This is a genomic window from Streptomyces sp. NPDC057253 (assembly GCF_042669125.1).
Taxonomy (GTDB): Bacteria; Actinomycetota; Actinomycetes; order Streptomycetales; family Streptomycetaceae; genus Streptomyces.
Genome location: NZ_JBHUXV010000027.1, coordinates 20,333 through 41,115, shown reverse-complemented (window position 1 = coordinate 41,115; position 20,783 = coordinate 20,333). Strand labels below are relative to the sequence as shown.

The following is a 20,783-nucleotide window of genomic DNA, read 5'->3' as shown; positions in this document are numbered from 1 at the left end:
GTTTTCAGATACTGATAGAGATCGCGAGCGAACCCATCAAGCGCCCGATTTCTTCTTGCAATTGCTGGGTGGCGGCCGGCAACCGGTCGGCCTGATGCGCGGGCAGTGAAATGGCCATCGTTGCCGCAGCGTTACCCAACGTGATCGGAATCGCCGCGCACACCGTCCCGAGCGCGTACTCCTGACGCTCGATCACCGGCTCCATCCGACCGGTCCGTTCGAGCCGTCGGACCAGGCTGTGGTGGTCGCGCACGGTGTACGGGGTGATGGACTGGACGGGATAGCGGTCGAGATGGTCACGCCGGGCCTCCTCGTCGAGCTGGGCCAGCAGGCACTGCCCGATGGCGTGCGCGTGCCCGGTCTCGCGGAAGTCGGCCCATTCCTCGACCGCCGGATTGCCGGGGGTGTCGGAGACGCAGAGAACCTCGATCTCGCCGTCCCGGTACTGCGCGTAGTAGACGGGCACGCCGATCAGATCGCGCCAGTGCGCGAGCGCCTCGACCACGGTGCTGCGACGTTTCTGCTGGGCCCCGCTGCTACTCAGCCGCTCGGCCGCCTCACCGAGGAAGAACAGGCCCTTGTCGCGGCGCAGATAGCCCTCGTGCACGAGGGTGCGCAGCAGGTGGTACGCCGTGGGAAGCGCCAGCCCGGTCTCGCGGGCGAGTTGTTTGGCGGGGGCTCCGTGTGCGTGCTCCGCGACGGATTCGAGCAGGCGCATCGCCCGCTGGACCGACCCGATGAGTGTCGCGGAGTGGGGCTGCTCGACCTGCTCGGCGGGGGGCGCTGCACGCCGCTGTACGGGAGCAGACGGCTGTACGGGACCTGACGGCCGTACAGGAGCGGACGGCCGTACAGGAGCTGCCGGCTGGCCCGGCGGTGTCGGTCCTGTCGAAGCCGATGTCGGGCGATCGTCGAAGTGTGCGTGCGAGGTGGCGACCTGCGCGGGTGCGGTGTCAACCGTGGCCAAGGGGCACTCCCGGAGCGCGAGGGGGCGGCCCGTGCGGGGGAACACGGGAGGGGGTGTACGCCGCTCGCGGGGTCGTCCCCGCGTCGAATTCCGGACTTTAACGGTCCGCCACCGCATGTATACGGCCCGCCCGGAAAACTTCCCTCGCCCGAGGGAACAGGCGATTCCCGTTACCGCTCGCCCTGTCCGCTCCGGGCCCTCACCAGTCGCTGCGCGACGAGGAGCTCGACGTGAACTTCCGTACGACGTAGACCAGTCCGCCGACCAGGGCCACGAAGACCAGCAGCTTGAAGAGCAGGCCGATGACGAAGCCGACAACCGTGGCTATCAGGCCGCCGAACACGACCAAGGCGATGACCGGCACCGCGATCCACTTCACCCACCACGGCATCCCCGCGAAGATCTCTCCCATCGCACTCAACCTCTCTGCAGTCCGGCACCGTCCGGCCCCTCTGGTACCGGATCCTCCAATGTCCTGCACTCGATGCTAGGGCCGACGGGTGGCCCGGCGGGGGCCTCGCACCCCTTGTCCTCCCCTGACTGATCCCCTAGGGAACCCCGAGGTGGCAGGTCAGCTCTCCGGGGGAGAGAACACGACCATCACCCTGAGGTCCTCGCTGATGTGGTGGAACTTGTGGGCGACTCCGGCCGGTACGTACACCACGCTGCCGCGCGCCACCTGCGTGGTCTCCATGCCCACGGTGATCGCGGCCCGGCCGCTGACCACGAAGTAGACCTCGTCCTGCTTGTGCGGCTGCTGCGGGTCCTGCGCACCGGCGTCGAGTGCGTACAGGCCGACCGACATGTTCCGCTCACGCAGAAACTGGAGGTAGGCGCCGTCGTTGGCGGCGCGCTCCGCCTCCAGCTCATCCAACCGGAATGCCTTCATCGCCTTAATCCACCCTCGTCAGTGCCGTACTCGATCTCGTCTGCCACGATCAGACACATGAAGAATTTCCTAGTCAAGACGATCGCCAACGCGGGTGCTCTGGCGGTCGCCGTCTGGCTGCTCGACAAGATCACCCTGACCGGTGACAGCACGGGCAAGAAGGTCTGGACGCTGATCCTCGTCGCCTTGGTCTTCGGCCTGGTGAACTTCCTGGTCAAGCCGATCGTGAAGCTGCTCACCTTCCCGCTGTTCATCCTCACGCTCGGCCTGTTCACCCTGATCGTCAACGCACTGATGCTGCTGCTGACCTCGTGGCTCGCCGACAAGCTCGACCTGAGCTTCCACGTCGAGGGCTTCTGGACCGCCGTCCTGGGCGGCCTGATCATCTCGATCGTCTCCTGGGCCCTGCACATCGTCCTGCCCGACGAGGACTGAGGAGGCATGACCTACCGCGTCTGTTTCGTCTGCACGGGCAACATCTGCCGTTCCCCGATGGCGGAGTCGGTCTTCCGCGCGCGCGTGGCGGAGGCCGGCCTGGACGGCCTGGTCGAGGTCGACAGCGCCGGAACCGGCGGCTGGCACGAGGGCGACGGCGCCGACCCGCGCACCGTCTCCGTCCTCGAGGAGCACGGATACGACGGCGCCCACACGGCCCGCCAGTTCCGGTCGTCCTGGTTCTCCCGCCTCGACCTCGTCGTCGCCCTCGACGCCGGCCACCTCAAGACCCTGCGGCTCCTGGCCCCCACCCCGGAGGACGCCGCGAAGGTGCGGCTGCTGCGCTCGTACGACCCCGCCGCGGGCGACGACCTCGACGTCCCGGACCCGTACTACGGGGGCCTGGACGGCTTCGAGGAGTGCCTTGAGATGGTGGAGGCGGCGAGCGAGGGTCTGCTCGCCGAGGTGCGCGAGCGGACGGAAGGACGGGTGGCATGAGCGACAGGGCCCCGGACAGGGGAGAGGGCACGCGCGCGGTGCGTGCCGGACTGCCCGAGGCGGTCAAGAACGAACCGACCCTGCCCGGTCCGGCTTTCGCCGCCCACTTCCACCTGCCGGGGGAGGTCGACGGCCCGTACACCTACGGCCGCGACACCAACCCGAGCTGGAGCCTGCTGGAGCGCGCCATCGGCGAGCTGGAGGCCCCCGGGCGGTCCGGTGTGGAGACGCTGGTCTTCGCCTCGGGCATGGCCGCCATCTCCGCCGTGCTCTTCTCGCAGCTGCGCGCCGGGGACACGGTCGTCCTGCCCAGCGACGGCTACCAGGTGCTGCCGCTGATCCGCGCCCAGCTGGAGGCCTACGGCATCGAGGTGCGCACCGCCGCGACCGGAGGCGACGCCCAGCTGGACGTCCTCGACGGCGCGCGGCTGCTGTGGATCGAGAGCCCTTCCAATCCCGGACTCGACGTGTGCGACATCCGGCGGCTCGTCGAGGCGGCACACGCGCGTGGGGCCCTTGTCGCCGTCGACAACACACTCGCGACACCGCTCGGACAGCGCCCGCTGGAGCTCGGTGCGGACTTCTCGGTCGCCAGCGGTACCAAGCAGCTCACGGGGCACGGAGACGTCCTCCTTGGGTACGTCACCGGCCGCGTGGGCGAGGCCATGGACGCCGTACGCCGCTGGCGGAAGATCGTCGGGGCGATCGCGGGGCCGATGGAGGCCTGGCTCGCGCACCGGTCGATCGCCACGCTCCAGATGCGGGTCGACCGGCAGAACGCGAGCGCGCTCGTGCTCGCCCGGGCACTGCGGGAGCGGGCCGAGGTGACGGGACTGCGCTACCCGGGGCTGCCCGACGATCCCTCGCACAAGATCGCTTCGCAGCAGATGCGCCGCTATGGGTGCGTGGTGTCCTTCACGCTGCCCACGCGCGCGCGTGCCGACCGTTTCCTGGACGCGCTGCGGCTCGTCGACGACGCGACGAGCTTCGGCGGGGTGCGCTCCACCGCCGAACGGCGTCGGCGCTGGGGCGGGGACGACGTGGCGGAGGGCTTCATCCGCTTCTCGGTCGGGGCCGAGGATCCCGAGGACGTGGTGGCGGATGTGCTGCGGGCGCTGGACGAGTCGGCCGACTGACGGTTTCGACGCCTTCCCCGCGGACGTCCGCCCATGTCCGACTACGTCCGACGGACGGTCCGAGCCTCCCCCCTCGTGGCTCGGACCGCCCCGGTTCCGCGCGCGAAGAACCGCGCGACCAAGGCTAGTTGACTCTCTGTCAGTGTCCAATCACAGTAGCGACAGAGACCTATCGACATATTTATAGTTGGGCCCTGCCTCAAGGCCGGGAGAAGGGCAGGGAAGAGGAGGGCGTCACCATGGATCTGGCCTTGCTGCGCACCTTTGTGACGGTGCACCGGGCCGGTTCCTTCACCCGCGCCGCCGCACTGCTGGGACTGTCCCAGCCGGCCGTCACCTCGCAGATCCGCACCCTGGAGCGGCAGTTGGGCCGTCCCCTGTTCTTACGGCAGGCCCGCGGCGTGACTCCGACGACCATCGGCGACGAACTCGCCCACAAGGCCGCCCCGCATCTCGACGCCCTGGTGGAGATCACCGAGACCGGCCTCGACGACGAGTCCTCCCTGCGCACCCTGCATCTCGCGGGCCCTCCCGAGTTCACCGCCGAGCGCGCGCTGCCCGCGCTCACGGAGCTGACCGGCGAGGACGGCCAGGGCTTCGCCCTGCGGGCATCCTTCGGCAACGCCGAGGAGACCCTGGAGGGTCTTGCCGCCGGGCATCACGATCTGGCCATCTGCACGGCCCGTCCGCGAGGCGCGCTGCTCACCGCCAGCACGCTCTGCGACGAGGAGCACGTCCTGGTCGCCGCCCCGGGCTGGGCCGGTCAGGTCGACTCAGGGGAGGCAGTGGAGGGCGTTCCCGCCGCCAAACAGGCACCCGCCTTCGAGAACATCCCCGTGATCGAGGTGCACGAGTCGCTCCCCTTCGTCTCGCGCTACTGGGCCTCCGTCTTCGACTCCCGCCCGGCCGCCCCGGGCACCGTGGTCGTGCCCGACCTGCGCGCGGTGCTCGCCTGCGCGATCGCGGGCGCCGGGCTCGCGGTACTGCCGCGCTATCTGTGCGCGCCGGCCCTGGAGCGCGGTGACGTCGTCGCGCTGCATGAGCCCCCCGTGCCACCGCTGCGGACCTACTTCCTGGTGGTGCGCACCGGGACCCTGGCCATGCCGCATATCGCGCGGGCGCACGAATGGCTGCTCCGAGCCGCTGCCGACTGGTGCTGACCAGCGATTTCGTGCCGTTCACCCAGCGAGCCCGGCCGGTCACAGCTCGCGATGTTTCACGTGGAACCATCCGGGCCACATTCCCCCCATGACCGTCCGACCCGTGGTCAAGCGCACCGCACGTGCCGTCCTGCTCGATGGTGACGACCTGATCCTGATCAAGCGCACCAAGCCCGGCATGGATCCCTACTGGCTGACTCCCGGCGGTGGGGTCGAGCCCACAGACACGACCGTCGTCGACGCCCTGCACCGCGAGGTGTACGAGGAACTCGGCGCCAAGGTCACCGACGTGGTCCCCTGCTTCGTGGACACCGTCGAGCACATCGGCGAGGGCGGCAGTGCGACCGGCGTGAAGGTGCAGCACTTCTTCGTCTGCCACCTGGAGTCGATGGACCCTTCCCTGCGCCACGGGCCCGAAGTGGACGAACCCATCGGGGAGTACGAGATCGTCCGGGTGCCGTTCACCCGAGTCGGCATCGCCTCCGTGCATCTCGTCCCGCTCTCCCTGCGCCACTATCTGGACGGCAACATCGAGGGCGTACGGGCCATGCACGCACCGGACCTGGGCTGACCCCTTCCGGATCACTGCGCCAGGACGAGTTCCTCCACGGAGTCATGGCGTATGCGTTCGGGCGGGATCCCGAGGGACCTGAGCGTGTCCACACCGCTGCGGATCATCCCGGGCGGTCCCGAGAGGTAGGCGTCGTGCTCGTGCCAGGGTCCGTACTCGCGGACGGCGTCCGGGAACTGGAGATGGGCCTGATGGTCGACTATCGCGCGGACCGACAGCCAGGGGTGGGACTGCTGGAGCCTGAGCATCGTGTCGATGTCGTAGAGGTCGCGGTCGGTGCGGGCGCCGTAGAACACGTCGACCGACCGCCTGGCGCCGTGTTCGGCCACGTCCTCGACCAGCGCCTTGATCGGGGCTATGCCGGTGCCGCCGCCGAGGCACAGCAGTCCGCTGTCGGTGGTGTGGTCCACGGTCATCGATCCGGTCGGCGGACCGAGCCGGATGATGTCACCGGGCCGGGCCCGGTGCACCAGAGCGCCTGAGACCCAGCCCGCGGGGACTGCCTTCACGTGGAAGGACAGCAGGCCGTCGGAGCGGGGCGCCGAGGCGAAGGAGTAGTGCCGCCATACGCGTGGCCACCACGGTGTCTCCAGGCTCGTGTACTGGCCGGCGAGGAAGAGATAGGGCTGATCCGGACGGACGGTGACGACGGCGACGTCCGAGGTCCTGAGGTCGTGCGAGACGATCTCCGCGAACCACCAGGCCGGGGCGCGCAGCTCGTCCGCGGCCGCCGCGTCGATCATCACCTGCGAGATCGTCGTGTACGTCCGTACCCAGGCCGCTTCCGTCTCCGCGTTCCAGACACCGGGGCTGTACTTGCTCAGCGCGCCGATGAGGCATTCGCCGACGGCCGGGTAGTGCTCGGGGCGGGTGCCGTACTTGCGGTGGCCCCGGCCCAGGTTCTGGAGGTAGTCGACCAGCACCGGGGTGTTGTCGATGTGCTCGGCGGCGGTCAGCAGCGCCTTGAGCAGGCGGTCCCGCTGGGTGTCCATGGCGGCGGGGAACAACGGGCGCAGCTCGGGGTGGCGTACGAAGAGCAGGGCGTAGAAGTACGAGGTGACCTTGTCGGCCACGTCGGCGATCCCGGCCATGGTCCGGCGGACGAGAACGGCGTCCGGGGACGGCGGCTGATCGCTCTGGGGCAGATGGGCGTAGTGCGGGAAGGTGGGCTGGTGCATCCGAGCCTCTAAGGCCCGCGCCGGTGCTCGCGTCTCGCCGAACCTCGCCGGTGTCCCCCCGCCGGATGTCTCGTCCACCTGGTCGCTGTCCGCCGCGCCCGGTGAGATCGGGTGCCGGGGCGCCGGACCGGGCTCGGCCTCCGGTTCCTGGTGTGGAATGAACCAGCCGCTTCCGCCCTCGGAAGTGCCGCTGCTGCCCTCGGAAGTGCCGTTGTCGCCCGACATGGCGGTCGGAGCGTCCATGGTGTGCCTCGCCTCGAACATCTTTCGGTCGGTCTGCGCACTTCCTGGATCGGAAGATGCCTGCTTTCCCCCGCAGACGGCTTGGTTCCCGCTCGGCATCACGGCCGACGCAGCCTCATTTCCCCCGCATTCGCAGTCCGTACGGACAAGCGGGCGGGAGCGTGACATTGGCCGCAGTACTCTCACCGCAGCGTCCCACCGCGTACAGATGCGTGGCCTCATAACGACAAATGCGGGTCTTCGATCTCTCCGTCCCGTTAGGCTGCATTGCCCTGCTCCCGTCCGCGCAGAGATGTCGCACCCCTGTACGGAACCCCTGTACGGACAAGAACCGGAGTCGACCCTACCGGTCCTCGGTTCGCACACAAGTCCCCCCTCCTCATCCCCGAATTGATCGCGGGGTGTTCGTGGGGGCGAACCATGAATTGCCGCAATTACCGTGTCATGCGCACCAGTTCATAGGCTTCCCACAGATCTGTACCGGTGTAGGAGTGGGTCGAGAGCTCGGCCAGATGGTGGTCGGCATTGACGGCCACGGAGACCGGCACCACACCGAACAGGTCCTTGTCGGAGGACGAGTCGCCGTACGCGATACAGTCCGCCCGCGTCACACCGAACTCTGCGCACAACCGGTCGGCGATGAGGACCTTGGCTGCGGCGCTGAGCACTCCGTCCGGGTCGACGGGTTCGACGAAAGGAACGGCCGGAAAGCGGGAGCCGTGTGCGGCATGGGCTCCCCAGCCGGTGAGCCGCTCCACGAAGAAGGACGGGGAGAGCGAGATCACCGCGCAGTAGTCGCCCTGCCCCCTGATTTCCGCCCAGACGTCACGGATGCGCGCCAGCCATGGGGCGCTTTCGAAGGCAGCGACGACGTGTGCTTCGGTCAGCGCCGCCCACAGCGCGTACACCTGCTGCGCGTACTCGGGCGGGCCGATGAGCCCGGCCCCGATCGCCTGGTCGAGCGCCACTGCCTCGGCTTCGAGTCCGAGCTGCCGTGAGATCTCCACGGGTGCCGTGGTCCCGTGCAGCAATGTGCCGTCAAGGTCGAAAAGATGAAGTCTCGCCACACCGTCGAGGCTAGTGGCACATTCACGCTGCCCCGAGGTGGTGGCACATGAGTACGGTGAGACGTCAGAGCCACTCGCGGTTGATCGTTCGATGGACTCGCGGTTGATCGCCGGATGGTCGCCGTTCTTCGATGTTTCACGTGAAACACCCGGCATCTGTTCGCCTGCTGTGCACTTGACTACGACATGGCCAAAAGCTCGTACGTGCCTCCGGAAACAGGTGGACGCCGAGTGTGCCCGTCGGACAGCCTGACCTGCGTGCCGACTCCTTCTCTCGCCGCTCTGCCCATCCGCCGTCTGACGCTCCGCGATCTCACCGCCTGCGCCGACTTGTCCCAGGACCGGGGGTGGCCGCGCGAGGAACGCAAGTGGGGCTTCCTCCTCGCAGCCGGAAAGGGTTATGGCATCGACGATCCCGAGGGAGGTCTCGTCACCGCGTGCGTGGTCACGGAATACGGCCCGTACGGCCAACCCGACCTGGGGGCGATCGGGATGGTGCTGGTCGCCGAACGGCATGAACGACAGGGCGTCGGACGTCGGCTCATGCAACACGTCCTCTCCTTGATGGGCACCACCCCGCTGACCCTGCACGCGACGCCTTATGGGCGTCCGCTCTACGAGGAGTTGGGCTTCAAGGTCGTCGGTCGGGCGGAGATGCTGCGGGGGCACTTCACACCGGGCGGCCCGGCGCCCACGGTGAGCACCCGGGCGGCCACCGCCGAGGATCTCGCCGCCATCCTCCGGCTCGACGAGGAAGTGCTCGGCACCGATCGCACGCATCTCATCACCCGGCTGCCCGCCTTCGCCGACCAGTTGAAGGTCGCCGAGGAGAACGGCCGGATCATCGGATACGCGGCCGCCTGGCCCAATATGGACACCCATGTCGTGGGGCCGCTGGTCGCCCGTGACACCGGCACAGCTCAGGCGCTCCTCACGTCCCTGGCCGGCGGCACCGATCGTCCCCTGCGCACCGACATCGACGTACGGCACGAAGAGCTGCGGGCGTGGGCCAAGGAGCGGGGTCTGGCTCCGGTCGCCTTCAACGCGGTGATGACGTACGGAACCTCGGAGTTGCCGGGCGACTGGAGCCGGCGGTTCGCCCCGCTGACGGTGGCGGCGGTCTGAGTCCAGAGCTAGGACGGCGCCGGTCCCCTGAGACAGGGAATCGGCGCCGTCGTCGTAGTCCTGGCGGTCAGCTCAGTTGTGCACGCCAGTGTGCTGTCCAGCGGGCGCCGAACCGGCCACCACAGGGCTGGGAGCACTCTCCCTGCGCTCCAGCGCGGCCGAGAGGAACGCGAGCAGCACGGCTGCCGTAGCGAGGGCGGCGCCCACCCAGTTGGGGGCGGTGTAGCCGAACCCGGCCGCGATGACCAGCCCGCCGAGCCAGGCGGAGAGGGCGTTACCGAGGTTGAAGGCACCGATGTTGACGGCCGAGGCGAGTGTGGGGGCCTCGTGCGCCTGGTCGAGCACCCTCTTCTGCAACGGGGGCACGGCGGCGAAGCCGAGGGCACCGATGAGCGCGATGGTGACGCCGGCCAGGACCTTGTGGTGCGCGGTGAGCGTGAAGAGCGCGAGCACGACGGCCAGGGCGCCCAGCGAGACGTACAGCAGGGGCATGAGCGCGCGGTCGGCGTACCGGCCGCCGACGAGGTTGCCGCCGACCATGCCGAGTCCGAAGAGAACCAGCAGCCAGGTGACCGAGCCGTCGGCGAATCCGGCCACGTGGGTCATCATCGGCGCGATGTAGGTGATGGCGGCGAAGACACCGCCGAAGCCGAGGACGGTCATCGCCATGGCTAGCAGGACCTGGGCGTTCTTGAAGGCGGCCAGTTCGTGGCGCAGGCGTACGCCCTTGGGCCGGGGCATCTCGGGGACGAGCCTGACGATGCCCAGGAGGCCGACCACGCCGAGGGCCGCGACGATCGTGAAGGTGAGACGCCAGCCGGCGGTCTGGCCGATCAGCGTGCCCAGCGGAACGCCGACGACATTGGCGACGGTCAGGCCGGTGAACATCATCGAGATGGCTCCGGCCTTCTTGTCCGGGGCGACGAGGTCGGCGGCGACGACCGAGCCGATGCCGAAGAAGGCTCCGTGGGCGAGGGAGGCGATAACACGGCCGATCAGCATCACGCTGAAGGCGGGGGCGAGGGCGGAGAGCAGGTTGCCGGCGATGAACAGCCCCATCAGCAGCATCAGCATCCGCTTGCGGGAGATCCTGGTGCCCAGCGCGGTCATCAGCGGGGCGCCGAGCATGACGCCGAGCGCGTAGCCGGTGACCAGGAACCCGGCGGTGGGGATGGAGACCCCGAAGTCGTCCGCGACCTGGGGCAGCAGGCCCATGATCACGAACTCGGTCGTGCCGATTCCGAAGGCCCCGATCGCGAGAGCCAGAAGCGCGAGCGGCATGGGGAGTGACACCTTCCCAGACGATTGCAGGAGCATGTTGCGCTCAAACACAATAATTGCAGACGCGCTATATATGCAAACGCTGACTACTGCCCCTGCTCCGCTCCTGCTCAGGCGGCCACATAGGGTGCGCTCATGGGAGATCTCCACATCAGGCCCGCCAGGGCGGACGACATCCCCGCCGTCGTGGCGATGCTCGCCGACGACCCGCTCGGCGCCGAGCGCGAGTCACCGGACGACCTGACCCCCTACCTGGCCGCACTGGAGCGCCTCGCTGCCGACCCGAACCAGCATCTGGTCGTCGCCGTGCGAGAGACCCGCGTGGTCGGCACGCTTCAGCTCACGGTCGTCCCGGGACTGTCCCGGCGCGGTGCCACCAGGTCGATCATCGAGGGCGTACGCGTCCACGCCGACGAACGCGGCAGTGGGCTGGGGACCCGGCTCATCGAATGGGCGATCGAGGAATCCCGGCAGCACCACTGCCAACTGGTGCAGTTGACGTCCGACAACACCCGCACGGACGCCCACCGCTTCTACGAACGGCTCGGCTTCACGGCCTCGCACGTGGGGTTCAAGCTCGCCCTCTGAACCCCGGGGCGACTAACCGATGCCCCGCCACCCCTGCGGGTCCACTCCCCCCGGCACGGAAGCCTCCTCGTCGTACGGCTGCCGGGTGAACACGAACGAGCCGAGGTCCAGGTGGTCCACGGTCCCGTCAGGCCGTCGTACGGCCTTCAGGAGCTCCCCCTGGAAGTAGCCCTCCAGTCCCGTCCAGGTGCCGTCGTCGTCGGCCCGGAACCGCGAGCGACGGCCGGAACCCGACAAGGGCTCCAGCGAAGCGAGTCCGTCCGCCGTCAGCCGTAGGGCGAATCCGTGCGTCCCCCAGTACCACTGTCCCGCCAACTCCAGTGCGGGCGAGTCGGCTTCGCGCATCGGACGCCAGGGCTCGGGGATCCTGGGCTCTGCCTCGGCGACGATCCGTACGAGGTCGGCACCGATCGCGGACACCAGCGGGCCGGAGGTGCAGTTGGCGAGCACGACCGCGGCGACATCGTCCTCCACCCCGATCGTCAGGTTCGCCAGGAAGCCCGGCAGCGAGCCCGAATGTCCCACCAGCAACCGGTCCGCACGGTGCTGGATCTGCAGCCCGAGCCCGTACGCGGCGCCGTCGGCGAGATCCCCGGTCCCCGCCGGAGCCGCGGGCGTGCGCATCTCCCGCACGGTCTCCGCGCTCAGCACCCGGTCGTCGCCGCCCGCCAGGAAGACCGCGAAGCGGGCCAGGTCGGCTGTGGTGGACCAGAGTTGACCCGCGGGAGCCATGAGCCCGAGATCCTCGGAGGGCTCCGGCAGCATCACATCGGCCCAGGGATGCACGGCCCACCCGCCGGCATACGGCGCCTCGCGGCGGGCGCTCGTGCGGTGGAGTCCCAGCGGCACGAGCACTTCACGGCGGAGGACCTCCTCCCAGGGAGCCCCGCGGAGCTTCTCGACCAGCGCCCCCAGCAGGGTGTAGCCGGGGTTCGAATAGTGGAAGCGGCGCCCCACCGGATGCAGGAAGGGCTGCTCGCCCAGCACATCGGCGAGTTCCGGACGCAGCGAGCCGGAGGTGCGTTCCCACCAGGGCGCGGGAGACTCCGCCGCCAGTCCACCGGTGTGGGCGAGCAGTTCGGCGACCGTGGCCTCCCCCGCCCCTGTGCCGGGCAGGTGCTTCTCGAGCGGGTCACCGAGGTCCAGCAGACCCTCGTCACGCAGCCGCAGGACGAGGACGGCGGTGAAGGTCTTCGTGATCGACCCGATGCGGTACTGCACGTTCTCGTCCGGGCCGTGCCCGTCCACCGAGGTACGCGACCCGTGCCACACGGTCTGTCCGCCCCGTACGACCGCCGCGACCAGCGACGGCGCCCGCCCCTCGGCCTGGGCCACGGCGATCCGATGCAGCAGCGCCCTGCGCGTGCCGGGGAGCAGCTCTGCCTGTGATGACGTCATGCCCCCAGTCCATCCCGCCGGGGGCTTTGCCGTCGACTTCTTAAGCCCGGGGCGTACGGGCCTCGATCTCCCTCCCCGGCCCGTCAGGTCTGTGCCATGTCCACGAAGCGGGAGTAGTGGCCCTGGAAGGCGACCGTGATCGTCGCCGTCGGGCCGTTACGGTGCTTGCCGACGATGATGTCCGCCTCGCCCGCGCGCGGTGACTCCTTCTCGTAGGCGTCCTCGCGGTGCAGCAGGATCACCATGTCGGCGTCCTGCTCGATGGAACCGGACTCACGCAGGTCGGACACCATCGGCTTCTTGTCCGTGCGCTGCTCGGGACCACGGTTGAGCTGGGAGAGCGCGATCACCGGGACCTCCAGCTCCTTGGCCAGGAGCTTGAGGTTACGGGACATGTCCGAGACCTCCTGCTGACGGCTCTCCTGACGCTTGGAGCCACCGGCCTGCATCAGCTGGAGGTAGTCGATGATCACAAGCTTGATGTCATTGCGCTGCTTCAGTCGCCGGCACTTCGCCCGGATCTCCATCATCGACAGGTTCGGGGAGTCGTCGATGTAGAGCGGCGCGGAGGACACCTCGGGCATCCGGCGGGCCAGACGCGTCCAGTCCTCGTCCGTCATGGTGCCCGAACGCATGTGGTGCAGGGCCACTCTCGCCTCGGCCGACAGCAGCCGCATCGCGATCTCGTTGCGCCCCATTTCGAGGGAGAAGATGACGCTGGCCAGGTTGTTCTTGATGGAGGCCGCACGGGCGAAGTCCAGGGCCAGGGTGGACTTTCCCATGGCGGGACGGGCCGCAATGACGATCATCTGGCCCGGGTGCAGGCCGTTGGTGAGCGAGTCGAGGTCCGTGAACCCGGTGGGCACACCGGTCATCTCTCCACTGCGCGAGCCGATCGCCTCGATCTCGTCGAGCGCGCCCTCCATGATGTCGCCGAGGGGCAGGTAGTCCTCGCTGGTGCGCTGCTCGGTGACCGCGTAGATCTCCGCCTGGGCCCGGTTGACGATCTCGTCGACGTCGTCGTCGGCCGCGTATCCCATCTGGGTGATGCGGGTACCGGCCTCGACCAGGCGGCGCAGGACAGCGCGCTCATGGACGATCTCGGCGTAGTACTCGGCGTTGGCCGCCGTCGGGACGGTCTGGACGAGGGTGTGCAGATACGATGCGCCCCCCACCTTGTTGATCTCACCGCGCTTGGTGAGCTCGGCGGCGATCGTGATGGGGTCGGCCGGCTCACCCCTGGCGTAGACGTCCAGGATCGACTGGAAGATCGTCTCGTGAGCCGGCTTGTAGAAGTCATGGCCCTTGATGACCTCCACGACGTCCGCGATGGCGTCCTTGGACAGCAGCATGCCGCCAAGCACGGACTGTTCGGCGTCCAGGTCCTGGGGCGGGACCCGCTCGAAGGCCGTGCCTCCGCCGTCCCACTCGCTGTCCCTGCCGCGGTCGTGCTGCTCGTCGCGCCCCCGGCCCCCGTCGCCACGGCGGCGCGAGGACGGCAGACGATCACTGGGCCCGCTGTCGGCCCACGGGTCGTCCAAGGGCTCGGAAATACTCACCGAGCCACCTCCTCCCGTCCGCCGAGCGGACCCTCGCCGTGCTTCTCATTTCTACGGCACGGCACTGACAAATGAGACGCCCAACTCCGGTTCTGGCGCGTCGGGTTTGTGATGATTTCCAGGCCGACGGACGGAGCGGGCGCCGGACTACCGTAGGCCCGCGGGCACCGTCAGCCAATCTGGTTATCCACAGGCCATGTGGACGACGGCCCGGATGCTGTGGAGAACTCCGCAAAACCTGTGCACGACCCGGTGGACAGGCCTGTGAACAAGCTCCGCCCTCTCGCTGAAGAGCCCCTCTGACCTGCACATTCACCGTCCACCGGCTGTGCAGAAGAAAAACTTCCCCGGTCGGCTCAAGATCAGTTCGAACTGTTCACAAGAGAGCACACCGCACGAACACGAGTAAGGGTCCAACTTGGATTGCATCTCTTACCTGTGGACGATTAGATTGATGCACATGACACAGGCGTCCGCGACCCCCAAGGCCACCCGGCGACAGCATGACCGCGAGATCGTCGCACTCGCCGTTCCGGCCTTCGGCGCACTCGTCGCCGAACCCCTCTTCGTGATGGCCGACAGTGCGATCGTCGGCCATCTGGGGACCGCGCAACTCGCCGGTCTGGGCATCGCCTCGGCTCTCCTCACGACCGCCGTCAGCGTCTTCGTCTTCCTCGCGTACGCCACCACGGCCGCCGTCGCCCGGCGAGTTGGAGCGGGGGACCTCCAGGCCGCCATCCGCCAGGGCATGGACGGCATTTGGCTCGCCCTGTTGCTCGGTGCCGCTGTCATCGCGGTCGTCCTTCCCACCGCACCGTCGATCGTGGAACTCTTCGGCGCGTCCGACACCGCGGCCCCGTACGCCATCACCTATCTGCGTATCTCGGCACTCGGCATCCCCGCCATGCTGGTGGTGCTCGCCTCGACCGGAGTACTCCGGGGACTGCAGGACACCAAGACCCCTCTCTATGTGGCCGTCGCGGGCTTCGTCGCCAACGCTGCCCTGAACGTGGGCCTCGTCTACGGCGCCGATCTCGGCATCGCGGGTTCCGCCTGGGGCACGGTCATCGCCCAGTGCGGCATGGCGGCCGCCTATCTCGTGGTCGTCGTCCGCGGAGCTCGCAGACACGGAGCCTCCCTGCGTCCCGACGCCGCCGGGATCCGGGCCTCCGCACAGGCCGGCGTCCCTCTGCTGGTTCGCACGCTTTCCCTGAGAGCGATCCTGATGATCGCCACAGCCGTGGCGGCCCGCCTGGGTGACGCCGACATCGCCGCCCACCAGATCATCCTGTCCTTGTGGAGCCTGCTCGCCTTTGCCCTCGACGCCATCGCCATTGCCGGGCAGGCCATCATCGGCCGCTATCTGGGCGCCGGTGACACCAACGGCGCCCGTCAGGCCTGCCGTCGGATGGTGGAGTGGGGCATCGCCGTAGGCGTCGTCCTGGGCGTGCTGGTCGTGCTCGCCCGGCCCCTGTTCCTGCCTCTGTTCACCGGTGACACCACGGTCAAGGACGCCGCCCTGCCCGCTCTGGTGATCGTGGCTCTCTCCCAGCCGATCTGCGGTGTGGTCTTCGTGCTCGACGGCGTGTTGATGGGTGCGGGCGACGGGCCGTATCTCGCCTGGGCCATGGTGGTCACCCTGGCCGTCTTCACCCCCGTCGCTCTGCTCGTCCCCGTACTGGGTGGGGGCCTCACGGCCGTGTGGGCAGCGATGACGCTGATGATGACAGTCCGCATGCTGACGCTCTCGTGGCGAACCCGCTCAGGCCGCTGGCTCGTCACGGGCGCGACCCGCTGACCGTTTCACGTGAAACATCGCGGCCGTCACGTTTCACGTGAAACACGATGCGTTTCCCGATCGGCTCGAACATGCGGAAAGGGGCCGCACCAATGAAGGTGCGGCCCCTTTCCCAACTGCTCAAGCCAGACGCAGCTGCTCAAGCCGGATGCGGCGATCAGGCCGCGACGACCTCGATGTTGACCTTGGCGGCAACCTCGGGGTGCAGACGCACGGACGTCTCGTGGGCGCCCAGGGTCTTGATCGGCGAGCCCAGCTCGATGCGGCGCTTGTCGACCTCGGGGCCACCGGAAGCCTTGATCGCGGAAGCGATGTCGGCCGGGGTGACGGAACCGAAGAGACGACCGGCGTCGCCGGAGCGGACGGCCAGGCGGACCTTGACACCCTCGAGCTGGGCCTTCACCTGGTTGGCCTGCTCGATGGTCTGGATCTCGTGGATCTTGCGAGCACGACGGATCTGCTCGACGTCCTTCTCGCCACCCTTGGTCCAACGGATCGCGAAGTTCCGCGGGATCAGGTAGTTGCGAGCGTAACCGTCCTTGACGTCGACGACGTCGCCCGCGGCACCGAGGCCGGAGACCTCGTGGGTGAGGATGATCTTCATGAGTCGGTCACCCTTCCCTTATCGCGCGGTGGACGTGTAGGGCAGCAGCGCCATCTCACGGCTGTTCTTGACGGCCGTGGCGACGTCACGCTGGTGCTGCGTGCAGTTGCCGGTCACGCGGCGGGCACGGATCTTGCCGCGGTCGGAAATGAACTTCCGCAGCATGTTCGTGTCCTTGTAGTCCACGTACGTGACCTTGTCCTTGCAGAAAGCGCAGACCTTCTTCTTAGGCTTGCGCACAGGCGGCTTCGCCATGGTGTTTCTCCTGTGTGATCAAGAAGTGTGGGTACGACCCACCCCTCGGCCCGAGGCCTAGAAGGGGGGCTCGTCCGAGTAGCCGCCGCCACCGCCGCCGCCGGAGTTTCCACCCCAGCCGCCGCCACCGCCGCCCTGGTTGCCACCGGCGGGAGCGCCGGTCGCCCACGGGTCGTCGGCGGGAGCGCCGCCGCTCTGCTGACCGCCGCCGGAGTTTCCACCCCAGCCGCCGCCACCCTGGCCGCCACCGCCACCGCCGCCGTAACCGCCCTGGCCACCACGACCGGCACCGCCGGCCGTCTTGGTGACCTTGGCCGTGGCACTGCGCAGGCTGGCGCCGACTTCCTCGACGTCCAGCTCGTAGACCGTGCGCTTGACGCCCTCACGGTCCTCGTAGGACCGCTGCTTCAGCCGGCCCTGCACGATGACGCGCATGCCTCGCTGGAGCGACTCGGCGACGTTCTCCGCCGCCTGACGCCAGACCGAGCAGGTCAGGAACAGGCTCTCGCCGTCCTTCCACTCATTGGTCTGACGGTCGAAGGTGCGGGGAGTGGACGCGACACGGAACTTCGCGACCGCCGCACCGGAAGGGGTGAAGCGCAGCTCGGGGTCGTCGACAAGATTGCCGACGACCGTGATGACGGTCTCGCCTGCCATGGGGAACCTCTCGGCGGGTTTGCTCTGGCTGCTTGGTTACTGCTGCTACTCGAATCCCGGGATCAACTGAGCTGGGGAGCTCAGTGGGTCTCGGGGCGGAGGACCTTGGTCCGGAGGACCGACTCGTTCAGGTTCAGCTGGCGGTCGAGCTCCTTGACGACCGCAGGCTCGGCCTGCAGGTCGATGACCGAGTAGATGCCCTCGGGCTTCTTCTTGATCTCGTACGAGAGCCGACGACGGCCCCAGGTGTCGACCTTCTCCACCTTGCCGTTGCCCTCACGGACGACGGAGAGGAAGTTCTCGATCAGGGGGGCGACAGCGCGCTCCTCCAGATCGGGGTCGAGGATGACCATCACCTCGTAGTGACGCATGTGGAACCCACCTCCTTTGGACTCAGCGGCCACGGTCGTTCCGTGGCAGGAGGGTTGTGATGCGTACGCAACGGTATCGGCCGCCACTGACAATCGGGGCTCCCTCGCGGTAGTCCCGGTCGTGACATGGGCAGACACCTTGCAGACGGTACAGACTACCCGCACACCGGCTTCCGGTTGAAATCCGGCCTCCGGGACCGTCACTCTGTACACATCGGGTGTGTATGGCGCTACGATGCGCCGCCTTCCGCAGGAGGTGCCCTATGGCACAGGCAATGCGACCCAACACCGCCGGAGGCCTTTTCGCGACCGACGGAAAGCCCCATCCCCTCCAGGACACCCTGCTCGCGGTGACCCTGGTGCTGGGCATCACGGCCTTCGTCTCGGCGATGTTCCACAACCTGCACCTGCTCAGCTCCTGGACCGGCCTGGTGGGCATCCTCACCGGCGCGTACGGCCAGTGGATCTCGGAGACGACCCGGGAGCGCTTCGGACTGATCCTCGGTCTCGGCGCGGCCGCGGTCGGCTTCTTCCTCGGCATGGCGCACGGCGGCCTTTTCGGCGGGGTCATCAACTGACGCCACGGGCACCGTCCCCTCTCACACCACCCAAAGCACCACGGAACGCCTCGGCGGCCCTTGAGCCGGGGTGCAGGTTCCGAACGCCCAGTCGGGGCGCTCGCCAGGCGCAGTAGGCTTCGGCGCGAGAGCCGGAGCCCCTGTACCCATGGGGACACACCAGCCCGAGGAGCGCCCCGAATGAGCCTGACCCTGAGGACGATCAGTCGCGAGCAGCATCTGGCATACATCCAGAGTCTGCCGTCGGCGAGCCACATGCAGGTTCCGGCCTGGGCAGATGTCAAGGCGGAGTGGCGCTCCGAGAGCCTCGGCTGGTTCGACGAGCGCACCGGTGAGCTGGTCGGCGCGGGTCTCGTCCTCTACCGTCAGCTGCCTAAGATCAAGCGCTACCTCGCCTATCTCCCCGAGGGCCCGGTCATCAACTGGTTCGCGCCGAATCTGACCGAGTGGCTGGAACCGATGCTCGCCCATCTCAAGCACCAGGGCGCCTTCTCCGTGAAGATGGGCCCGCCGGTGATCATCCGGCGCTGGGAGGCCACCTCCATCAAGGCGGGCATCCAGAACCCGGACGTGAAGCGGCTGCGGGACATCGAGGCCGACTTCATCGAGCCGCGCGCCTTCGAGGTCGCCGACAAGCTCCGCCGGATGGGCTGGCAGCAGGGCGAGGACGGGGGAGCCGGCTTCGGTGACGTGCAGCCGCGCTACGTCTACCAGGTGCCCCTCGCGAACCGCTCTCTCGAAGAAGTCCACAAGAACTTCAACCAGCTGTGGCGCCGCAACATCAAGAAGGCCGAGAAGGCCGGCGTCGAGGTCGTCCAGGGCGGCTACCAGGACCTAGAGGAATGGCAGCGGCTGTACGAGATCACCGCGGTCCGCGACCACTTCCGGCCCCGCCCGCTGTCGTACTTCCAGCGCATGTGGACGGCCCTCAACACCGAGGACCCCAACCGGATGCGGCTGTACTTCGCCCGGCACGAGGGTGTGAATCTGTCGGCGGCGACGATGCTGATCGTCGGCGGCCACGTCTGGTACTCCTACGGCGCCTCCGACAACATCGGCCGTGAGGTCCGGCCCTCGAACGCGATGCAGTGGCGGATGCTGCGTGACGCGTACGCGCTCGGCGCGACCGTCTACGACCTGCGGGGCATCTCCGACTCGCTGGACGAGACCGACCACCTCTTCGGCCTGATCCAGTTCAAGGTGGGCACGGGCGGCCAGGCAGCCGAGTACCTCGGCGAGTGGGACTTCCCGCTCAACAAGCTGCTCCACAAGGCCCTCGACATCTACATGTCGCGCCGCTGACGTCGCGCTCTTCGCTTCAATAGCTCGCATACCTCTGATACACCGCAGCCACCAGAAAGGTTCCGGGTCCGGCCATGGCGCTCACGCTCTACGTCGACACCGCGCGCTGGCGTGCGCACCACAAGCACGTGCAGGAGCAGTTCCCGGGGCTCGTCCCGGTCTGCAAGGGCAACGGCTACGGCTTCGGGCACGAGCGGCTGGCGGAGGAGGCGACCCGGCTGGGCTCGGACATCCTCGCGGTCGGCACGACCTACGAGGCCGCACGCATCAAGGACTTCTTCGGTGGCGACCTGCTGGTGCTGACGCCGTACCGGCGGGGCGAGGAGCCCGTGCCGCTGCCCGACCGGGTGATCCGTTCGGTGTCGTCGATCGACGGCGTCTACGGTCTGGTGGGCGCCCGCGTGGTCATCGAGGTGATGTCCTCGATGAAGCGGCACGGCATCAGCGAGCAGGACCTGCCGCAGCTGCACGCCGCCATAGAGAACGTCCGCCTCGAGGGCTTCGCGATCCACCTGCCGCTCGACCGCACCGACGGCTCGGACGCCGTCGAGGAGGTCATCGGCTGGATGGACCGGCTGCGCGCGGCCCGCCTGCCGCTGCACACCATGTTCGTCAGCCACCTCAAGGCCGAGGACCTGGCCCGGCTCCAGCAGCAGTTCCCGCAGACCCGCTTCCGCGCCCGCATCGGGACCCGGCTGTGGCTCGGGGACCACGACTCCACCGAGTACCGCGGCGCGGTCCTGGACGTCACCCGCGTCTCCAAGGGGGACCGCTTCGGCTACCGCCAGCAGAAGGCGGCCTCCGACGGCTTCCTGGTCGTCGTGGCGGGCGGAACCTCGCACGGGGTGGGTCTGGAGGCCCCGAAGGCCCTGCACGGCGTCATGCCGCGCGCCAAGGGGGTCGCCCGGGCCGGCCTGGCCACGGTCAACCGGAACCTTTCCCCGTTCGTCTGGGACGGCAAGCAGCGGTGGTTCGCCGAGCCGCCGCACATGCAGGTCTCCATCCTCTTCGTCCCGTCCGAGGCCGCCGAGCCGAAGGTCGGCGAGGAACTGGTGGCCCATCTGCGGCACACCACCACGCAGTTCGACCGCATCGTCGACCGCTGAGACGTCGTGGAGGAACC

General features: G+C 68.4%; 23 protein-coding genes. 11 read left to right on the top strand and 12 right to left on the bottom strand.

What is annotated here, in order from left to right; translation table 11 throughout:
• Positions 1 to 4: 4 nt before the first annotated feature.
• From ACFULQ_RS17390 to ACFULQ_RS17380, 3 genes are all read right to left on the bottom strand, one after another.
• Positions 5 to 739, bottom strand: coding sequence for an IclR family transcriptional regulator (locus ACFULQ_RS17390; protein ID WP_383544444.1), 735 nt, complete (start codon positions 737 to 739; stop codon positions 5 to 7).
• 427 nt (positions 740 to 1,166) lie between these two features.
• Positions 1,167 to 1,379, bottom strand: coding sequence for a DUF5326 family protein (locus ACFULQ_RS17385; protein WP_020134115.1), 213 nt, complete (start codon positions 1,377 to 1,379; stop codon positions 1,167 to 1,169).
• 159 nt (positions 1,380 to 1,538) lie between these two features.
• Positions 1,539 to 1,856: a cupin domain-containing protein gene (locus ACFULQ_RS17380; protein ID WP_020134116.1), complete on the bottom strand. Its 318-nt coding sequence runs from the start codon at positions 1,854 to 1,856 to the stop codon at positions 1,539 to 1,541.
• A 57-nt stretch (positions 1,857 to 1,913) separates the two neighbouring features.
• Here ACFULQ_RS17380 and ACFULQ_RS17375 point away from each other — a divergent pair, with 57 nt between their 5' ends.
• The 5 genes from ACFULQ_RS17375 (at position 1,914) to ACFULQ_RS17355 (ending at position 5,656) form a co-directional block, all read left to right on the top strand.
• Positions 1,914 to 2,291 (top strand): phage holin family protein, encoded by a 378-nt coding sequence (locus ACFULQ_RS17375; RefSeq protein WP_383544327.1) that lies wholly within the window; start codon positions 1,914 to 1,916, stop codon positions 2,289 to 2,291.
• A 6-nt stretch (positions 2,292 to 2,297) separates the two neighbouring features.
• Entirely contained in the window at positions 2,298 to 2,789 is a 492-nt protein-coding gene (locus ACFULQ_RS17370) for a low molecular weight protein-tyrosine-phosphatase (RefSeq protein WP_383544324.1), read from the top strand.
• Positions 2,786 to 3,925 (top strand): cystathionine gamma-lyase, encoded by a 1,140-nt coding sequence (locus ACFULQ_RS17365; protein ID WP_383544321.1) that lies wholly within the window; start codon positions 2,786 to 2,788, stop codon positions 3,923 to 3,925. Before ACFULQ_RS17370 ends, ACFULQ_RS17365 begins: the two co-directional genes overlap by 4 nt.
• A 239-nt stretch (positions 3,926 to 4,164) precedes the next feature.
• Positions 4,165 to 5,085, top strand: a complete 921-nt coding sequence (locus ACFULQ_RS17360; RefSeq protein WP_383544319.1) for a LysR family transcriptional regulator — start codon at positions 4,165 to 4,167, stop codon at positions 5,083 to 5,085.
• Positions 5,086 to 5,173: 88 nt separating this feature from the next.
• Entirely contained in the window at positions 5,174 to 5,656 is a 483-nt protein-coding gene (locus ACFULQ_RS17355; RefSeq protein WP_383544316.1) for an NUDIX domain-containing protein, read from the top strand.
• Positions 5,657 to 5,667: 11 nt separating this feature from the next.
• Here ACFULQ_RS17355 and ACFULQ_RS17350 read toward each other — a convergent pair whose 3' ends face one another.
• Together ACFULQ_RS17350 and ACFULQ_RS17345 are read right to left on the bottom strand one after the other, a co-directional pair.
• Positions 5,668 to 7,098: a globin domain-containing protein gene (locus ACFULQ_RS17350; protein WP_383544313.1), complete on the bottom strand. Its 1,431-nt coding sequence runs from the start codon at positions 7,096 to 7,098 to the stop codon at positions 5,668 to 5,670.
• Between the two features lie 413 nt (positions 7,099 to 7,511).
• A complete protein-coding gene (locus ACFULQ_RS17345; protein ID WP_383544311.1) occupies positions 7,512 to 8,144 on the bottom strand; it encodes an HAD family hydrolase in 633 nt (210 codons plus the stop codon).
• 258 nt (positions 8,145 to 8,402) lie between these two features.
• Between ACFULQ_RS17345 and ACFULQ_RS17340 the strand changes: the two genes are divergently transcribed.
• Positions 8,403 to 9,269 (top strand): GNAT family N-acetyltransferase, encoded by an 867-nt coding sequence (locus ACFULQ_RS17340; protein WP_383544308.1) that lies wholly within the window; start codon positions 8,403 to 8,405, stop codon positions 9,267 to 9,269.
• Positions 9,270 to 9,341: 72 nt separating this feature from the next.
• Here ACFULQ_RS17340 and ACFULQ_RS17335 read toward each other — a convergent pair whose 3' ends face one another.
• Complete coding sequence (locus ACFULQ_RS17335) at positions 9,342 to 10,550, bottom strand: MFS transporter (RefSeq protein WP_383544305.1); 1,209 nt, start codon at positions 10,548 to 10,550, stop codon at positions 9,342 to 9,344.
• Positions 10,551 to 10,685: 135 nt separating this feature from the next.
• Here ACFULQ_RS17335 and ACFULQ_RS17330 point away from each other — a divergent pair, with 135 nt between their 5' ends.
• Positions 10,686 to 11,138, top strand: coding sequence for a GNAT family N-acetyltransferase (locus ACFULQ_RS17330; protein WP_383544302.1), 453 nt, complete (start codon positions 10,686 to 10,688; stop codon positions 11,136 to 11,138).
• Positions 11,139 to 11,150: 12 nt separating this feature from the next.
• On the opposite strand, the gene ACFULQ_RS17325 is transcribed toward ACFULQ_RS17330, so the two are convergent.
• Together ACFULQ_RS17325 and dnaB are read right to left on the bottom strand one after the other, a co-directional pair.
• Complete coding sequence (locus ACFULQ_RS17325) at positions 11,151 to 12,536, bottom strand: serine hydrolase domain-containing protein (protein ID WP_383544300.1); 1,386 nt, start codon at positions 12,534 to 12,536, stop codon at positions 11,151 to 11,153.
• 83 nt (positions 12,537 to 12,619) lie between these two features.
• Complete coding sequence (dnaB, locus tag ACFULQ_RS17320; RefSeq protein WP_330265755.1) at positions 12,620 to 14,095, bottom strand: replicative DNA helicase; 1,476 nt, start codon at positions 14,093 to 14,095, stop codon at positions 12,620 to 12,622.
• A 460-nt stretch (positions 14,096 to 14,555) separates the two neighbouring features.
• Between dnaB and ACFULQ_RS17315 the strand changes: the two genes are divergently transcribed.
• Positions 14,556 to 15,893 carry an MATE family efflux transporter gene (locus ACFULQ_RS17315; RefSeq protein WP_383544297.1) on the top strand — a complete coding sequence of 446 codons (1,338 nt, stop codon included), beginning with the start codon at positions 14,556 to 14,558 and terminating at the stop codon, positions 15,891 to 15,893.
• A gap of 157 nt (positions 15,894 to 16,050) precedes the next feature.
• On the opposite strand, the gene rplI is transcribed toward ACFULQ_RS17315, so the two are convergent.
• The 4 genes from rplI to rpsF form a co-directional block, all read right to left on the bottom strand.
• A complete protein-coding gene (gene rplI / locus ACFULQ_RS17310; protein ID WP_020134131.1) occupies positions 16,051 to 16,497 on the bottom strand; it encodes a 50S ribosomal protein L9 in 447 nt (148 codons plus the stop codon).
• 18 nt (positions 16,498 to 16,515) lie between these two features.
• Positions 16,516 to 16,752 carry a 30S ribosomal protein S18 gene (gene rpsR / locus ACFULQ_RS17305; RefSeq protein ID WP_003949403.1) on the bottom strand — a complete coding sequence of 79 codons (237 nt, stop codon included), beginning with the start codon at positions 16,750 to 16,752 and terminating at the stop codon, positions 16,516 to 16,518.
• Positions 16,753 to 16,809: 57 nt separating this feature from the next.
• Positions 16,810 to 17,409, bottom strand: coding sequence for a single-stranded DNA-binding protein (locus ACFULQ_RS17300; protein WP_383544294.1), 600 nt, complete (start codon positions 17,407 to 17,409; stop codon positions 16,810 to 16,812).
• An 80-nt stretch (positions 17,410 to 17,489) separates the two neighbouring features.
• Entirely contained in the window at positions 17,490 to 17,780 is a 291-nt protein-coding gene (gene rpsF / locus ACFULQ_RS17295; RefSeq protein WP_007383258.1) for a 30S ribosomal protein S6, read from the bottom strand.
• A 263-nt stretch (positions 17,781 to 18,043) separates the two neighbouring features.
• On the opposite strand from rpsF, the gene ACFULQ_RS17290 reads away from it, so the two are divergent.
• From ACFULQ_RS17290 to ACFULQ_RS17280, 3 genes are all read left to right on the top strand, one after another.
• A complete protein-coding gene (locus ACFULQ_RS17290) occupies positions 18,044 to 18,358 on the top strand; it encodes a hypothetical protein (protein ID WP_037707238.1) in 315 nt (104 codons plus the stop codon).
• A 180-nt stretch (positions 18,359 to 18,538) separates the two neighbouring features.
• Positions 18,539 to 19,660 (top strand): peptidoglycan bridge formation glycyltransferase FemX, encoded by a 1,122-nt coding sequence (gene femX / locus ACFULQ_RS17285; protein WP_123761879.1) that lies wholly within the window; start codon positions 18,539 to 18,541, stop codon positions 19,658 to 19,660.
• Between the two features lie 74 nt (positions 19,661 to 19,734).
• Positions 19,735 to 20,766: an alanine racemase gene (locus tag ACFULQ_RS17280; RefSeq protein WP_383544289.1), complete on the top strand. Its 1,032-nt coding sequence runs from the start codon at positions 19,735 to 19,737 to the stop codon at positions 20,764 to 20,766.
• The last annotated feature ends 17 nt before the right edge of the window (positions 20,767 to 20,783 follow it).

Coding starts and splice junctions, on each gene's coding strand:
- ACFULQ_RS17300 (WP_383544294.1), bottom strand. CDS start 17,409: ATGGCAGGCGAGACCGTCATCACGGTCGTCGGCAATCTTGTCGACGAC.
- ACFULQ_RS17360 (WP_383544319.1), top strand. CDS start 4,165: ATGGATCTGGCCTTGCTGCGCACCTTTGTGACGGTGCACCGGGCCGGT.
- ACFULQ_RS17350 (WP_383544313.1), bottom strand. CDS start 7,098: ATGTTCGAGGCGAGGCACACCATGGACGCTCCGACCGCCATGTCGGGC.
- ACFULQ_RS17375 (WP_383544327.1), top strand. CDS start 1,914: ATGAAGAATTTCCTAGTCAAGACGATCGCCAACGCGGGTGCTCTGGCG.
- ACFULQ_RS17380 (WP_020134116.1), bottom strand. CDS start 1,856: ATGAAGGCATTCCGGTTGGATGAGCTGGAGGCGGAGCGCGCCGCCAAC.
- ACFULQ_RS17280 (WP_383544289.1), top strand. CDS start 19,735: ATGGCGCTCACGCTCTACGTCGACACCGCGCGCTGGCGTGCGCACCAC.
- ACFULQ_RS17330 (WP_383544302.1), top strand. CDS start 10,686: ATGGGAGATCTCCACATCAGGCCCGCCAGGGCGGACGACATCCCCGCC.
- ACFULQ_RS17370 (WP_383544324.1), top strand. CDS start 2,298: ATGACCTACCGCGTCTGTTTCGTCTGCACGGGCAACATCTGCCGTTCC.
- ACFULQ_RS17290 (WP_037707238.1), top strand. CDS start 18,044: ATGGCACAGGCAATGCGACCCAACACCGCCGGAGGCCTTTTCGCGACC.
- ACFULQ_RS17365 (WP_383544321.1), top strand. CDS start 2,786: ATGAGCGACAGGGCCCCGGACAGGGGAGAGGGCACGCGCGCGGTGCGT.
- ACFULQ_RS17385 (WP_020134115.1), bottom strand. CDS start 1,379: ATGGGAGAGATCTTCGCGGGGATGCCGTGGTGGGTGAAGTGGATCGCG.
- ACFULQ_RS17315 (WP_383544297.1), top strand. CDS start 14,556: ATGACACAGGCGTCCGCGACCCCCAAGGCCACCCGGCGACAGCATGAC.
- ACFULQ_RS17335 (WP_383544305.1), bottom strand. CDS start 10,550: ATGCCGCTCGCGCTTCTGGCTCTCGCGATCGGGGCCTTCGGAATCGGC.
- rplI (WP_020134131.1), bottom strand. CDS start 16,497: ATGAAGATCATCCTCACCCACGAGGTCTCCGGCCTCGGTGCCGCGGGC.
- ACFULQ_RS17325 (WP_383544300.1), bottom strand. CDS start 12,536: ATGACGTCATCACAGGCAGAGCTGCTCCCCGGCACGCGCAGGGCGCTG.
- rpsR (WP_003949403.1), bottom strand. CDS start 16,752: ATGGCGAAGCCGCCTGTGCGCAAGCCTAAGAAGAAGGTCTGCGCTTTC.
- femX (WP_123761879.1), top strand. CDS start 18,539: ATGAGCCTGACCCTGAGGACGATCAGTCGCGAGCAGCATCTGGCATAC.
- ACFULQ_RS17355 (WP_383544316.1), top strand. CDS start 5,174: ATGACCGTCCGACCCGTGGTCAAGCGCACCGCACGTGCCGTCCTGCTC.
- rpsF (WP_007383258.1), bottom strand. CDS start 17,780: ATGCGTCACTACGAGGTGATGGTCATCCTCGACCCCGATCTGGAGGAG.